The following is a 13568-nucleotide window of genomic DNA, read 5'->3' on the forward strand; positions in this document are numbered from 1 at the left end:
ATGCGCATCCTAGTCACTGGTGGAGCAGGTTTTCTGGGTAGCCACCTCTGCGAGCGATTGATCAACGAAGGGCACGACGTGATCTGCCTGGACAACTTCTTCACCGGCTCCAGGGATAACATCATCCACCTGCTGGACAACCGCCGTTTCGAGCTGATCAGGCACGACATCGTGGAGCCGATCCTCTTGGAAGTGGACCGGATCTATAACCTGGCCTGCCCGGCCTCGCCGGTACACTACCAGTACAACCCGGTCAAGACCGTCAAGACCAGCGTGATGGGCACCATCAACATGCTGGGCATGGCCAAACGGGTCAAGGCCCGCATCCTGCAGGCCTCCACCTCCGAGGTCTACGGCGACCCCCAGGTCCACCCACAAACCGAGGACTACTGGGGCCATGTCAACCCGATCGGCATCCGCAGCTGTTACGACGAGGGCAAGCGAGTCGCCGAAACCCTGATGATGGACTACCACCGCCAGAACGGGGTGGACATCCGCATCGTGCGCATCTTCAACACCTACGGCCCACGCATGGCCGAGAACGACGGCCGGGTGGTCTCCAATTTCATCCTGCAGGCCTTAAAAAACCAGGAGATCACCGTCTTTGGCGATGGCTCCCAGACCCGCTCCTTCTGCTATGTGGATGACCTGATCGAGGGGATGATCCGCATGATGGAGAACCAGCAGGGCTTTATCGGTCCGGTTAACCTGGGCAACCCGCAGGAGAACAGTATCCTTGAATTTGCTGAAAAAATCGTTAGTATAACGGGATCGGCATCGCGGATCGCCTTCAAACCGCTGCCCCAGGACGATCCCAAGCAACGCCGGCCGGATATAAGCCTGGCAGCCGAGCAGCTGGGCTGGCAGCCGCTGGTTCCCCTGGCAACCGGCCTGAAACGGACCGCCGACTACTTTGCGGCACGCAGCAGCAGAGGATAACCTGTGCAGAAGATTCGCATCACACGACGCACCTATCTGATCCCGGCAGCCTGCCTGGCCTTTATCCTGTTCTTTACGGTATTTGGCGAACGGGGCCTGCTGCGGATTTACGAGATGCGTCAGGAAAAGCAGCGGATCGACGACAAGGTGACCGAACTCAAAACCGAAAACGACAAACTACGGACCGAGATTGCCGCGCTGCACAACGACCGTTACTACCTGGAACGGATCGCCCGCAAGGACCTGGGGCTGGTCAAGCCCAACGAGATCATCTACCAGTTCCCGCCGGCCGGGAACTAAGGAAGAGCCCCTATGTCACGACAAAGTTGCGCCGTCTGCGCCTGGCGCGAGACCTGCGCCAAACGTTTCAGCGTTACCGATGGCGGCGCACGCTGCCCTGATTTTTCACGAGATGTCTCTATTAAAGATCCGGATGACACGCCCCCGTCCAGCTCCAACCAACCCACCAAGGAACCACAGAAACAATGATCCGTCATAACCTTGCCACATTGGTCTCACAGGCACTGGAAAGGGCCCGCGAGGCCTCTGTACTGTTGTCCGAAACCCTGCCCGCCGTCACCATCGGCACCCCGGCCCATGAAGAGCATGGTGACTTCTCCTGCAACGTGGCCATGCAACTGGCCAAGGCCGAAAAGAAGGCGCCCCGTCAAGTGGCTGAACTGCTGCTTGCTCACCTGGAAGACCGGGAAGGTTTGGTGGCCCGTACCGAGATCGCCGGGCCGGGCTTCATCAACTTCTTCATCGCCCCGTCAGCCTGGCAGGCCTGCCTGCCGGCCATCAGCAAAGCCGGCAGCAGCTACGGCCAGACCTTCAGCGGCCAGGGCCGCAAGGCACAGGTGGAGTTCGTCAGCGCCAACCCCACCGGGCCGCTGCATATCGGCCATGGCCGCGGCGCCGCCATTGGTGACGTACTCTGCCGCCTGCTGTCAGCCAGTGGCTGGCAGGTGACCCGCGAGTTCTACTACAACGACGCCGGCGCCCAGATCAGCAACCTGGCCCTCTCGGTACAGGCCCGTTGCCTGGGGATCGAACCGGATGACCCGCGCTGGCCGGCCGATGGCTACCAGGGCGACTACATCAAGGATGTGGCCGCCGCCTACCTGGCCAAAGAGACGGTACAGGCCGACGACCAGCAGGTAACCGCGTCCGGCGACCCGCAAGACCTGGACGCCATCCGCCGTTTCGCGGTGGCGGCCCTGCGCCGCGAACAGGATCAGGACCTGAAGGCCTTCGATGTCCATTTCGACAACTATTTCCTCGAATCCAGCCTCTACAGCGATGGCAAGGTGGAGGCCGCAGTGCAGGCCATCATCACCAACGGCCATACCTATGAGCAGGAAGGGGCGCTCTGGCTGCGTACCACCGACTTCGGCGACGATAAAGACCGGGTGATGCGTAAGACCGACGGTGGCTACACCTACTTCGTGCCGGACGTGGCCTACCACCTGGACAAGTGGCAGCGCGGCTTCGTGCGGGTGGTCAACGAGCAGGGCGCCGATCATCACAGCACCATCACCCGGGTGCGGGCCGGTTTGCAGGCCTTGAATGTCGGCATCCCCAAGGGCTGGCCTGAATACGTGCTGCACCAGATGGTCACCGTGATGCGCGGCGGCGAAGAGGTCAAGATCTCCAAACGGGCCGGCAGTTACGTCACCCTGCGGGACCTGATCGACGAGGTGGGCCGCGACGCCACCCGCTTCTTCTTCGTGATGCGCAAGCCGGATTCACAACTGGTGTTCGACATCGACCTGGCCAAGCAGCAGTCGCTGGACAACCCGGTCTACTACATCCAGTATGCCCACGCCCGCATCTGCAGCATCTTCGAAAACGCCGCCGAAAAGGGGCTGGCCGTACCGAACGCTGCCGCTGCCGACCTGCTGCTGTCCCGCCTGGAGACGCCGGAAGAGCTGAAACTGATCAAGCTCTTAGACAGCCTGCCGGATGTAGTTGATGAAGCGGCCCGCGACTTTGAGCCGCACCGGATCGTTTACTACCTGACCGAATTGGCCGGCCAGTTCCACAGCTACTACAACAAGACCAAGGTGGTCACCGATGACCGCCAGGTCAGCGAAGCACGCCTCTTCCTGCTGTCGGTCACCCGACAGGTGCTGCGCAACGCGCTGTCCCTGCTTGGTGTCTCGGCACCGGACAAGATGTAGGCACCCCGATGCGGATCGACTACAGCGAACCCCGACAATCCTACACCGTACCGAACCCGTCGCGGCATCGGCCTAAAAGTGGTGTCTCCAGCGCCACACTGATCGCCCTCGTCGTGTGCGGCGGCCTGTTATTCGGTTCCGGCTTTGGGGTCGGTTGGTACTTCTCACAACAGGCATCCAAAAAGGCCTTTCGGGCTGCCATGGAGCAACAGAGTCTGGAGACCGGCGCCAAGGGAGGTCTGCAGCCCCCGCCAGCCGCAACACCTGACGGGCCAGCACAGCAGTCCGAGGCAGCACCGGCAGCCCAACCTGGTACTGCACCCGTCCCAAGTCACCCTGAGCTACCCTTATCCTTCTTCGATAACCTGCCCAAGGGCCAGAAGAACACCGTGCTGGGCAGCGGTATCAATGAAAAACCGAAACCAGCACCACAGCCGCCAGTGACGGCGCCTGTACCGCAATCCGCTCCACAGCAGCCAGTGGAGGCACCAAAAAACGTGCCTGCACAGCCCGCTGCAAAACCGATTGCAAAGCCAGCACCAAAACCCACTGGCTATCTTGTTCAGGTGGCCTCCTACAGTAACCGCAAGGATGCCGAAACGCTTAAGTCACGGTTGTCGTCAAGGGGCTATGCAGCCAAGGTTTCCGAAACCACCCTGGAGGGCAAGACCTGGTACCGGGTGCGGATCGGCCGTCACCTGGACAAGGAATCGGCCACAACTATCTCCAATCAGCTGATGATGGGGGCCAAGATCGTCCCCGACCAGGACGAATAATAAAATTGTTGACACGCCTTACCATGCCCTGCTATAAGAGGTATTCCAATTGACGCGGGGTGGAGCAGTCTGGTAGCTCGTCGGGCTCATAACCCGAAGGTCAGAGGTTCAAATCCTCTCCCCGCAACCAAATCATTCAAAGGACGTTCCCAACGGGACGTCCTTTTTTTGTTAACCTACCTCCCAAACATATCGCTTGACGTTATTAACGCGAAGCATTATGTTTACACCATGATCCAGAGCTTTTCTGACAAGGAAACCGCTGCCGTCTTTGCCGGGTATGTGGTACGTCGCTTGCCGCAGGATATGCAGCAGGTAGCTCGTCGCAAGCTCAAACAACTTGATGCGGCCAGACTCCTGGATGAGTTGAAGATACCGCCTGGCAATCGACTGGAAGCCCTGAAAGGTGACCGCAAAGGACAGTGGAGTATACGAATCAACGATCAATGGCGCATCTGCTTTGCCTGGAACAATGGTGATGCAGAGGATGTGCAGATAGTGGATTACCACTAGGAGTAAGGATGATGACTATTACGCGCGACAAACTGGATACAATGGATTTTTCCGATGTTTCGGACGGGACACGGCTGGCCCCGGTACATCCGGGCGAGGTGCTGTTGTATGATTTTATGGAGCCGCTTGAAGTGACGCAGTATCGTCTTGCCGTGACGATCAGCGTACCTCCTCGCCGGATCAATGAAATTGTGCATGGCAAGCGTGCGATTACTGCGGATACCGCCCTGCGCTTAGGGCAGTTCTTCGGCACAACACCCGAATTTTGGATGGCCCTGCAAGCATCGTACGACACGGAAACAGCGCGAGAAAAAATCGCGACGGTGCTGGCTTCCATCCCTCTATTTTCTCGGATACAAAAGGAACGTTCACAGCGGCTGGCAGCCTGACCGCTGGGGTATGAGTCCGATGCTCACAGGTTCAGCCCTCTCCCCGCAACCAAAGCATTCAAAGGACGTTCCCAACGGGACGTCCTTTTTTTGTTGCCTGCCCCACAAAAAACGGCCCGTAAGTTCGACGGGCCGTTGCAGTTAAGGCTAGGGCAGTTTACCGTTTCGCCCCTCCCAGAAACCGTTCTTCCACAAACCTGGCCACCTCCACAGGATCATTCAGATTCAACACCGGCACATCCAACTCAAGCGGTTCATCACTGGCCACCGCCCGCAAGGTCGGGTCATGCTGCTCACCGCGACACAACAGGGTGCTGCTGCGCTCGGCGCGATGCACCTCAATCTTGGGCAGACCGCTCTGCTTGAACCCTTCGGTCAGCACGATATCCACATCAGCAAAGTAGGTGGCGATCAGCTCCTCGATTGGCGGCGAGGCCTGATGCTTTTTAACCACGGCCAGTTTTTCTGGGGAGGAGATCAGCATGGTATCGGCCCCGGCAGCGGTCAGGCGGTAGCTGTCCTTGCCGGGGTGGTCGATGTCGAAGCGGTGGGCGTCATGTTTGATCACTCCCAGCCGCCAGCCGCGCTGTTTCAGTTCCACAATCACCTGTTCCAGCAGAGTGGTCTTGCCGGTGCCGGACTTGGCCACAAAGGAGACCGCCGGCACCGGCAGAACGGTTTGTTTGGCAGGAAGCGGCACACAGTCGGATGGGTCGCCCTGGATCTTGGCCACACCGTGAGGCACTGCCTCCCAGACCGCCTCCAGACACTCCACTGCCCCCTTGGGGCTGCCGGGCAGGTTGATGATCAGGCTAGTGCCACGGATGCCTGCCACCGCCCGCGAGAGCATGGCATGGGGAGTCTTCTGCAGGCACCTGGCCCGCATCACTTCGCCAATGCCGGGAACCACCCGCTGCAGCACCTGCAGGGTGGCTTCGGGGGTCACATCGCGAGGCGCCACGCCGGTGCCACCGGTAGTCAGGATCAGGTCAAAGCGACCGCTGTCGGCCCACTCCGTGAGCTTCGCCACGATGGTTGGCGCATCGTCGGGAATAATCTCGGTCTGAACGACGCCGTACCCCCGCTGCGCCAGCCAGTCGGCCAGGGCCGGGGCACTGGCGTCAGCCCGTTCGCCACGGGCGCTACGGTCACTTAAGGTCAGGATGGCAATCTTCATCGCACACTACTCCTTTACGTGATCTGGCAGCCATTGTGCCAGATCAGCGCTGCGCCGTCCAGCGCATGCCGCTCAGGCCTACTCGGCCTGGACAGCAGCCGGCTTGTGCGCTCCCTCCAGCTTGCGGAAGTTGTCGGGCAGGGTGTAATCCACGGTCTCGGGATGGTGCTCGAAGATCGGGAAATACTTGGCGATCAGCACAAAGAACAACACGTGGGCCGCGATAATCCCCACCGTCACCAGGGACTCGATCAGCGAGGGGATGTAAATCTGCTGATCGGGCTGGATCATGCCGAACATCGAGACGTTGAAGCGGTTCAGCACCAGCCCGAAGACCACCATTGTGGCGCCCCGCAGCTGCATCCGCTTGTCTTCGCGGTTGGCCTTGTTGAGGAACATCAGCAGCGGCATGATCACCCCCACCACCAGTTCAGCCAAGAACAACATCAGCAGCCAGGGACGGTCGAACAGCGGGCCGTGACTGAGGAAGATGGTGGCGTACAGCTTCACCAGCAGGTAGGCCCCCAGCACCCAGGGCAGGATGCGGGTCAGCACCTCCAACAGCTCCGACTCGTCGGGCTGGTTCAGGTAGCGGTGCACCATGGTGGCCTCGATGATGATGATCGAGATGCCGGTAAAGATGGCCGACATCCAGAACAACAGCGGCAGCAGCGGGTTGTACCAGAGTGCATGCAGCTTATCCACGGCGATCAGGAAGAAGGTGCCCAGCGACGACTGGTGCAGGGTGGAGATGGCGGCCGCGGCGATCACCAACGGCATCTCCAGCCAGCGTAGCACCCGCAGCGGCAGGCGGTAGCCGAACTTCTCGCAGACCGGCGACAAAAACTCCAAGAACAGCACCGTGGTGTAGGCCATCACGCACATCGACACCTCGAACATCGGCGAGTGCACGTTCCAGTAGACCAGGACGTGCCAGCCCTTGTGGAACTGCCCCAGGTCCAGCAGCAGCCCCACGCAGACCAGCGAATACCCCAGGAAGCCGGTCACGATGGCCGGCCGCACCAGCGGTTCCAGCTTCTTGATATGGAAGCAGTGTACGATCGCCCCCAGGGTGAAGGCGCCGGCCGCCAGCGGCACTGAGGTCACCACGTCAAAGGAGATCCACAGGCCCCAGGGATAGGTGTCGTTCAGGTTGGTGGTGGCCCCCAGGCCGAACACGAAACGGAGCAGCGAAGCCGCGGCCCCCAGCGCCACCAGGACGATCATGAACTTCAAAAAACGGTGATAGCCTTTGACTTCATCGATAATCAGGCGTGCGGCGGTCATTGCTGATCTCCTTCCGTGGGCTGCTGGTCGGCGTTCTGCTGGCGCTGTTCCTCCTCGCGCCGCACCCGTTCCTTGCGATGGTTAAACCAGGACAGGGCCGACAGGGTACCGCCCACGGTCAGGAAGATGCCCGGCACCAGCCGCAGGGCTTCCCAGGTATAGGAGGGCAAGGCCCGGCTGGTGACCGGCTTGAAGCCCAGCTCATCCAGCGGCTGGTGAGTCAGATAGAAGATACTGGTGCCGCCGGCCTCTTCCTTGCCGTAGATCTTCTTGTAGTAGCGCTCCGGCTTCTCCTTCATCCGCCGTTCTGCCTCTTTCAGCATCGCATCGTGACTGCCGTAGCTGATGGCGGTCGGACAGGCGGTCACGCAGGCCGGCTCCAGCCCTTCCTTGATCCGGCTGTAGCAGCCGGTGCACTTGCGCACCAGCGGAAAGGCCTTGCTCCACTCGTACTTGGGGATGCCGAAGGGGCAGGCGATCATACAGAAACGACAGCCGATGCAGCGGCCGGCATCGTAGATCACCGGGCCTTCCTTGGTCTTCTTGAAGGCCCCCACCGGGCAGACCGAGGCACAAGCCGGGTCGTTGCAGTGCATGCACATCTCTTTATAGAAGGCGAACTCGTTCTGACCATCCTTCTGGTAGTCACGGAACTTGATCCGGGTGAAGGTGTATTCCGACATGGCCGGCGGGTTCTGGTAGCCTTCGCCGCTGAAGAAGGTGGTCTCCTCGGCCTTCAGCTGGTTCCACTGCTTGCAGGCCACCTGGCAGCCGCGGCAGCCGGTGCACTTGGTGGTATCGATCAAAAACGCCTTGTTCTTGCTGTAGTCGATGGTTTTTACGCTCATCCCTTACGTCCCCCCTTCTCGATATTGCAGAGAAACGCCTTGAACTCCGGGATATTGGTGTTGGCGCATCCCACGGCCGGGGTCAGCATGTTGCCGCTGTCGCCGGTGGACAGGCCGGCGTAGCCGAAGTGCCACGGCATGCCGAGTTGCTCCACCTTTTGACCGCCCACATTGAACGGCTTGAGACGGGAGGTGATCAACGCCACCGCCTCAATCGAGCCGCGCTCGGTGGTCACGGTCACCTTGTCGCCCCGCTTGATCCCCTTAAGCTTGGCCAGGGATTCGCTCATCTCCACGAACATGTCTGGCACCAGTTCCACCAGCCAGGGCAGGTTGCGGGTCATGCCGCCGGTCTGCCAGTGTTCGGTCATCCGGTAGGTAGTGCCGATGTAGGGGTACTGCTCCAGGTTGGAGCTGACGTTCTTGGGCAGCTTGACCACCGGGTTGTTCTGTACCGCAGACAACAGGTTTTTGGCCGGGCTCTCCACCGGCTCGTAATGCTCGGGGAACGGGCCATCCTTCAGATCCAGACCGTACAGGCGGCCATGGCCCTCCGGCAGCATGATGAAGGGGTATTTGCCCTCCTTGTCGTCGGCCATCGGCGGCCAGGGCCCATCCGGCACGTCACCCTGCCACTTCTTCGCCGCTCCGTCCCAGGCGATCACGGTCCGCTTGGGGTTAAAGGGCATCCCCTGCGGGGTGACCGAGGCGCGGTTGTAAAGGATGCGGCGGTTGACCGGCCAACACCAGGACCACTTAGGATACATCCCCAGGCCGGTCGGATCGCTGTCGTCGCGGCGGGCCATCTGGTTGCCGTCATTGGTGTAGGAGCCGCAATACAGCCAGCAGCCCGACAGGGTAGAACCATCGGCGGCCAGATACTTGAAGGCCGGCACCTGGTCGCCCTTTTTAAAGACCAGGGTCGTGCCCTTTTCGGTTACGGTCACATCTTTGGTGAAGTAGCCGTTGATCTCCTTGGCCACCAGGTGCACATCCGGCTCATGGCCGTTGCCGTAGTTCCAGGCCAGCTTGGTGAGCGGCTCGGGGAAGGTGCCGCCCTTTTGGTACAGCGCGGTTACCCGCTTGTAGAACTGATCGATGATCCACAGGTCGCTCTGGGCCTTGCCCACCGGCTCCACCGCCTTGTAGCGCCACTGGGCCCAGCGCCCCGAGTTGGAGATGGACCCCTCCTTCTCGATGGAGGAGGCGGCCGGCAGCATGAAGACCTCGGTCTGGATCTTCGTGGGATCGACACCGGGGCGCTTCCAGAAGATCGAGGTCTCGGTCTCCCACAGGTCCACCGTCACCAGCCACTTCAACTTGCCCAGCGCCTCGCGGGCGCTGCCGGAATCGGGACCGCCCACGGCCGGGTTCATCCCCATGCAGACCAGCCCTTCCAGCTCACCCTTACCCATCTTTTCGATGATCTTGGAATAGGAGTAGTTACCGGAGCGCTTGGGCAGGTAGTCGTAGCAGAAGTCGTTTTCCGCAGTGGCGTTGTCGCCGTACCAGGCCTTGAGCAGGCTGGTGACGTACTTGGGCGTGTTGCCCCACCAGTTGGCGCTGCGGCTGTCCTTGGTGGTGGGGGTCCACTTCTCGTTATAGGCCGTAAGGCTCACGTTATCGATCTCCGGCGACTTGAGGTAGCCGGGCAGCACGTGGAACAGCAGACCGTAGTCGGTGGAGCCCTGCACGTTGGACTCACCCCGCAGGGCATTGACCCCGCCGCCGGCGATGCCCACGTTGCCCAGCAGCAGTTGCAGCATGGCCACCGCCCGCACGTTCTGGGTGCCGTGGGTTGATTGGGTGATCCCCATGGCGTACAGGATGGTGCCGGCCTTATCGGCCCGGCCGGTGTTACAGAAGGCGTCGGCCACCGCCAGGTAATCGCCCCGCTTGGTGCCGGTGATCGAGCAGACCGTATCCAGGTCGTAGCGGGAGTAGTGCTTCTTCAGCAGCTGGTAGACGCAGCGCGGGTCCTTCAGGCTGCGGTCCCGCTTGGGGTTGCCGGAGCCGTCCAGCTCATAGGCCCAGGCCTTGTTGTCGTACGTCTTCTCCTGGTCGTCAAAGGAGCAGAACAGCCCCTCCTCAAAGCCATACGTGTCATTAATGATGAACGAGGCGTTGGTGTAATCCCGCACGTACTCCAGGTGCGCAAGGTTATTCTTGAGGGCGTAGTTGATCAGACCGCCCAGGAAGGCGATATCGGTGCCGGGACGGATCTGGGCGTAGATGTCGGCCTTGGAGGCCGAACGGGTATAGCGCGGGTCCACCACCACCAGCTTGGCGCCGTTGTCCACCGCCTTCTCGATCCACTTGAAGGAGATCGGATGGTTCTCGGCCGGGTTGCAGCCGATAATAAAGATGCAATCACTGTTCTGCAGATCATTCCAATGGTTGGTCATGGCACCACGACCGAAAGAAGCCGCCAGACCGGCGACTGTAGCGGAGTGTCAAAGTCGGGCCTGGTGCTCCAGCTGCCCAACTCCCATGGCCCTGGCAAACTTGGACCACAGGTAGCACTCTTCATTATCCAGGCCGGCCCCGCCAAAAAAGGCCATGCCGTCGGTGCGGTTCACCACGTACTGCTTGTTGTCCTTCTTGTTCAGCTCGGTATGCTTAAAGGTCTTATCGCGGGTCTCCTTCATCAGCTGGCTGATCCGATCCAGGGCCCAGTCCCAGCTCTTCTCCTCAAACGTGGCGGAGCCAGGGGCGCGGTACATCACCTTCTGCAGCCGGCGGTCGTTCACCGCCACCTGAAACATCGAGCTGCCCTTAGAGCAGAGCGAACCCTGGTTGATCGGGTGCTTGGGGTCGCCCTCGATGTTGATCACCTTGCCGTTCTTGGTGCTGACCACCAGGCCACAGCCCACAGCACAATACGGGCAGATGGTGGTGGAGGTCGTGGCCCCCTTGGTTCTCAGCTCAGGGGAATCGACACTGGCCTCCCCTTTGCCTGCCAGGGCCGTACCGGCTGCTGCCAGCACCCCGCCCTGCAGAAACTGACGTCTGGAAATACCCATTCTTTCCTCCTTTAGCGATAAAGCACAAACACGTTACAAATCCGTCCCTTTTGAGCAACATGTGTGCCATAGCTGCCGCACCACCCCCTCCCCAACAAACCAGTGCAATTTCGAACCATTACCAGATTAGCTATTTCAAATTTACACACGCACTCCAAAACGACCCATAGCTTTTGTATCATTTTGTCTCCAGCTGCGTACTTCTGTCTACACGTCTACAACATCCCACCACCATGATTTAGCCTTGACAGCCAGCATCACAATCAGCTATACAAAAAAACTCATTTGGCTGCTTAGCTCAGCTGGTTAGAGCATACGCTTCATACGCGTGAGGTCCGGGGTTCGAGTCCCTGAGCAGCCACCAAGAACAAATCCGGCAACGTCCGGATTAAGATAAAAGCCCTTGAAAATTCAAGGGCTTTTTCTTTTATCTTGTCCACCACAGTCCGACTTGGTATGCTTGAATCCAGATTTTTTGACGGTATTTATAACTGCAAAATACCGTCACCCCGAGATGGATACCGTCAAAAAGGGGGTAAACACAATGCCAAAGCGGATTCTGCCACTCACTGACCTCCAGGTAAGCAAGGCAAAGCCTAAAACCAGCGAATACAAGCTCTCAGACGGCCAAGGGCTCTATTTGCTCGTCACGCCTACCGGCGGAAAATTATGGCGACTGGACTACCGTATTAACGGTAAACGCAAGACCGCCTCCTTCGGATCATACCCTGCCCTCTCACTGGCCGACGCCAGACGCCGCAGAGACGAAACCAAAAAATTATTAGCGAACGACGTAGACCCGATGGTCGCCAAACGGGCCAAGAAGCAAGCCGCTGAGGATCGCGCTGCCAACAGCTTCGAGGTAATCGCCCGTGAATGGTACGGTGCCTACCAAACCCAGTGGACGGAGGGACACGCCACAAACATCCTGCGCCGTTTAGAACGTGAAATTTTCCCCTACCTGGGAGCTATGCCGATCGAAGACATCAAGGCGCCTGATGTGCTGCAGGTCCTGAAGAAGATAGAGTCACGAGGCATCCTCGAAACGGCCCACCGCGTAAAAATTATTATCAGCCAAGTGCTGCGATATGCCATAGCCCACGGCCGACGAGCAGATCGCGACTGCACAGCTGATTTACGGGGAGCACTACCGCCTGCAAGCACCAAGCACTTCGGCGCTCTGACCGACCCCAAGGATGTTGGCCCACTCCTGAGAGCCATAGACGGCTTCCAGGGAAGTTTTGTGGTGAAGTGCGCTCTGCAAGCTTGCGCCCATGTTATTCGTACGGCCTGGCGAACTACGGGGCATGGAATGGGAGGAGTTAAATCTTGATGAAGCCGAATGGAACATCCCGGTCGAACGCATGAAGCTCAAGACCCAGACCAAGCTGGACCGCAAGGGTCAGTACCATCTCGTCCCCCTCTCGACCCAGGCAGTTGAAATACTGTGCGAGCTAAAACTCCTGACCGGCCACAGTAAATACGTATTCCCCTGCCACCGCACGCCGCTGCGTGCCATGAGCGAAAATGCCATCACTGCCGCCCTGAGGCGACTGGGATACACCGGCAGTGAGATGACCGGTCACGGTTTTCGGGCAACGGCCCGCACTATCCTTGATGAGGTGCTCGGCTTTCGGCCCGACATCATCGAGCATCAACTGGCCCATGCGGTGAAAGACGCAAACGGTCGCGCCTATAACCGGACCACGTTCGTTGCCGAACGTCGCAGAATGATGCAGAAGTGGACCGACTATTTGGATGGGCTAAAGAGCGGGGCAAAGGTAATACCCCTCCACAAGGCGGCGTAAATGGATGAGCATGAAATAACAGACATGACTGTACCTGTTATCAATGAATTGCTTGAGCGGGGACTTAAATTAAACGACCTCCATTCAGAACTTGTACGATCCGGGATAAGGGCGAGATACGCCAGGCTTGAACATTTATTCAATCAGAAAAAGCAGATTACAGCCCAAGACATCCTTGCCTGTATCCCAGCACTCGAAGATGAGCCAGCAGAGCCCCACAGAAAGCCAACAGCCCAAAACACCAAATATGCAAATCGTCGCAATCCGATTGAAATAAAACATCCGGAGACCAAGCAGTCAAACCGAGAGGGCAAATATCCCAATCCTTCAATTATTACCGCCTCAAGCATCGACCAACAAGAGGATCTGAAGATATTCAAAAGAATATCAGATGATGCACGGCGCCAATACGAAGAAACAGGGAATATGCTGTATGTGATGAAAGCCTTTTACCAGTGGGTGGACCTTTTATCAGGCCCCTTGTCACAGAAAGCCATTCAATGTCAATCGGCATTGAAAATTGACCCACCATCGGCGTCCAAAATTGACCCACCCCAGCGGTTAGTTTTTGTGTGAATTTCTGGTTTTGATTCTCCAGCTTTCATTCCCTGTTTCTACAATCTCGCAG

The 13568-nt window shown here is 58.9% G+C and carries 12 protein-coding genes, 2 tRNA genes and 2 pseudogenes; 11 read left to right on the forward strand and 5 right to left on the reverse strand.

Annotated features, from left to right (window positions below):
• The 8 genes from RBQ93_RS10995 to RBQ93_RS11030 all read left to right on the forward strand — a co-directional run bounded on the left by RBQ93_RS10995 (nt 1) and on the right by RBQ93_RS11030 (nt 4797).
• Nucleotides 1-939, forward strand: a complete 939-nt coding sequence (locus RBQ93_RS10995; protein WP_320372166.1) for a UDP-glucuronic acid decarboxylase family protein — start codon at nt 1-3, stop codon at nt 937-939.
• A gap of 3 nt (nt 940-942) precedes the next feature.
• Nucleotides 943-1239, forward strand: a complete 297-nt coding sequence (locus RBQ93_RS11000; protein ID WP_320372167.1) for a septum formation initiator family protein — start codon at nt 943-945, stop codon at nt 1237-1239.
• A 12-nt stretch (nt 1240-1251) separates the two neighbouring features.
• Complete coding sequence (locus RBQ93_RS11005) at nt 1252-1428, forward strand: hypothetical protein (RefSeq protein ID WP_320372168.1); 177 nt, start codon at nt 1252-1254, stop codon at nt 1426-1428.
• Complete coding sequence (gene argS / locus RBQ93_RS11010) at nt 1425-3119, forward strand: arginine--tRNA ligase (RefSeq protein WP_320372169.1); 1695 nt, start codon at nt 1425-1427, stop codon at nt 3117-3119. The genes RBQ93_RS11005 and argS overlap by 4 nt, the downstream gene beginning before the upstream one ends.
• Nucleotides 3120-3127: 8 nt before the next feature.
• Nucleotides 3128-3895, forward strand: a complete 768-nt coding sequence (locus RBQ93_RS11015; RefSeq protein ID WP_320372170.1) for an SPOR domain-containing protein — start codon at nt 3128-3130, stop codon at nt 3893-3895.
• A gap of 53 nt (nt 3896-3948) precedes the next feature.
• Nucleotides 3949-4025: transfer RNA gene (locus RBQ93_RS11020), tRNA-Met, on the forward strand.
• A gap of 101 nt (nt 4026-4126) precedes the next feature.
• Nucleotides 4127-4408, forward strand: coding sequence for a type II toxin-antitoxin system RelE/ParE family toxin (locus RBQ93_RS11025; RefSeq protein ID WP_320372171.1), 282 nt, complete (start codon nt 4127-4129; stop codon nt 4406-4408).
• An 11-nt stretch (nt 4409-4419) separates the two neighbouring features.
• On the forward strand, nt 4420-4797 hold the full coding sequence (locus RBQ93_RS11030; protein ID WP_413818381.1) for a HigA family addiction module antitoxin: 378 nt from the start codon (nt 4420-4422) through the stop codon (nt 4795-4797).
• Between the two features lie 157 nt (nt 4798-4954).
• On the opposite strand, the gene mobB is transcribed toward RBQ93_RS11030, so the two are convergent.
• The 5 genes and pseudogenes from mobB to fdnG form a co-directional block, all read right to left on the reverse strand.
• The gene (mobB, locus tag RBQ93_RS11035) at nt 4955-5470 is read right to left on the reverse strand and encodes a molybdopterin-guanine dinucleotide biosynthesis protein B (protein ID WP_320372181.1); all 516 of its coding nucleotides are present in this window, start codon (nt 5468-5470) and stop codon (nt 4955-4957) included.
• A gap of 27 nt (nt 5471-5497) precedes the next feature.
• A pseudogene (gene mog, locus RBQ93_RS11040) lies at nt 5498-5974 on the reverse strand (molybdopterin adenylyltransferase); the annotation flags it as partial.
• A 78-nt stretch (nt 5975-6052) separates the two neighbouring features.
• Entirely contained in the window at nt 6053-7261 is a 1209-nt protein-coding gene (nrfD, locus tag RBQ93_RS11045) for an NrfD/PsrC family molybdoenzyme membrane anchor subunit (protein WP_320372173.1), read from the reverse strand.
• Nucleotides 7258-8109 (reverse strand): 4Fe-4S dicluster domain-containing protein, encoded by an 852-nt coding sequence (locus RBQ93_RS11050; protein WP_320372174.1) that lies wholly within the window; start codon nt 8107-8109, stop codon nt 7258-7260. Before RBQ93_RS11050 ends, nrfD begins: the two co-directional genes overlap by 4 nt.
• On the reverse strand, nt 8106-11132 hold the full coding sequence (gene fdnG / locus RBQ93_RS11055; protein WP_320372175.1) for a formate dehydrogenase-N subunit alpha: 3027 nt from the start codon (nt 11130-11132) through the stop codon (nt 8106-8108). The genes RBQ93_RS11050 and fdnG overlap by 4 nt, the downstream gene beginning before the upstream one ends.
• 287 nt (nt 11133-11419) lie before the next feature.
• On the opposite strand from fdnG, the gene RBQ93_RS11060 reads away from it, so the two are divergent.
• From RBQ93_RS11060 to RBQ93_RS11075, 3 genes and pseudogenes are all read left to right on the forward strand, one after another.
• Nucleotides 11420-11496 (forward strand) — tRNA-Met (locus RBQ93_RS11060).
• Between the two features lie 180 nt (nt 11497-11676).
• A pseudogene (locus tag RBQ93_RS12465) lies at nt 11677-12940 on the forward strand (tyrosine-type recombinase/integrase).
• Entirely contained in the window at nt 12941-13516 is a 576-nt protein-coding gene (locus tag RBQ93_RS11075) for a hypothetical protein (RefSeq protein ID WP_320372178.1), read from the forward strand.
• Nucleotides 13517-13568: the final 52 nt, after the last annotated feature.

This window comes from Trichlorobacter sp. (genome assembly GCF_034008105.1).
Taxonomy (GTDB): domain Bacteria; phylum Desulfobacterota; class Desulfuromonadia; order Geobacterales; family Pseudopelobacteraceae; genus Trichlorobacter.

What these genes read in the sequence shown, in the direction of transcription:
- RBQ93_RS10995 (WP_320372166.1), top strand. Translation starts at nt 1, where the DNA reads ATGCGCATCCTAGTCACTGGTGGAGCAGGTTTTCTGGGTAGCCACCTC.
- RBQ93_RS11005 (WP_320372168.1), top strand. Translation starts at nt 1,252, where the DNA reads ATGTCACGACAAAGTTGCGCCGTCTGCGCCTGGCGCGAGACCTGCGCC.
- argS (WP_320372169.1), top strand. Translation starts at nt 1,425, where the DNA reads ATGATCCGTCATAACCTTGCCACATTGGTCTCACAGGCACTGGAAAGG.
- RBQ93_RS11015 (WP_320372170.1), top strand. Translation starts at nt 3,128, where the DNA reads ATGCGGATCGACTACAGCGAACCCCGACAATCCTACACCGTACCGAAC.
- RBQ93_RS11025 (WP_320372171.1), top strand. Translation starts at nt 4,127, where the DNA reads ATGATCCAGAGCTTTTCTGACAAGGAAACCGCTGCCGTCTTTGCCGGG.
- RBQ93_RS11030 (WP_413818381.1), top strand. Translation starts at nt 4,420, where the DNA reads ATGACTATTACGCGCGACAAACTGGATACAATGGATTTTTCCGATGTT.
- nrfD (WP_320372173.1), bottom strand. Translation starts at nt 7,261, where the DNA reads ATGACCGCCGCACGCCTGATTATCGATGAAGTCAAAGGCTATCACCGT.
- RBQ93_RS11050 (WP_320372174.1), bottom strand. Translation starts at nt 8,109, where the DNA reads ATGAGCGTAAAAACCATCGACTACAGCAAGAACAAGGCGTTTTTGATC.
- RBQ93_RS11075 (WP_320372178.1), top strand. Translation starts at nt 12,941, where the DNA reads ATGGATGAGCATGAAATAACAGACATGACTGTACCTGTTATCAATGAA.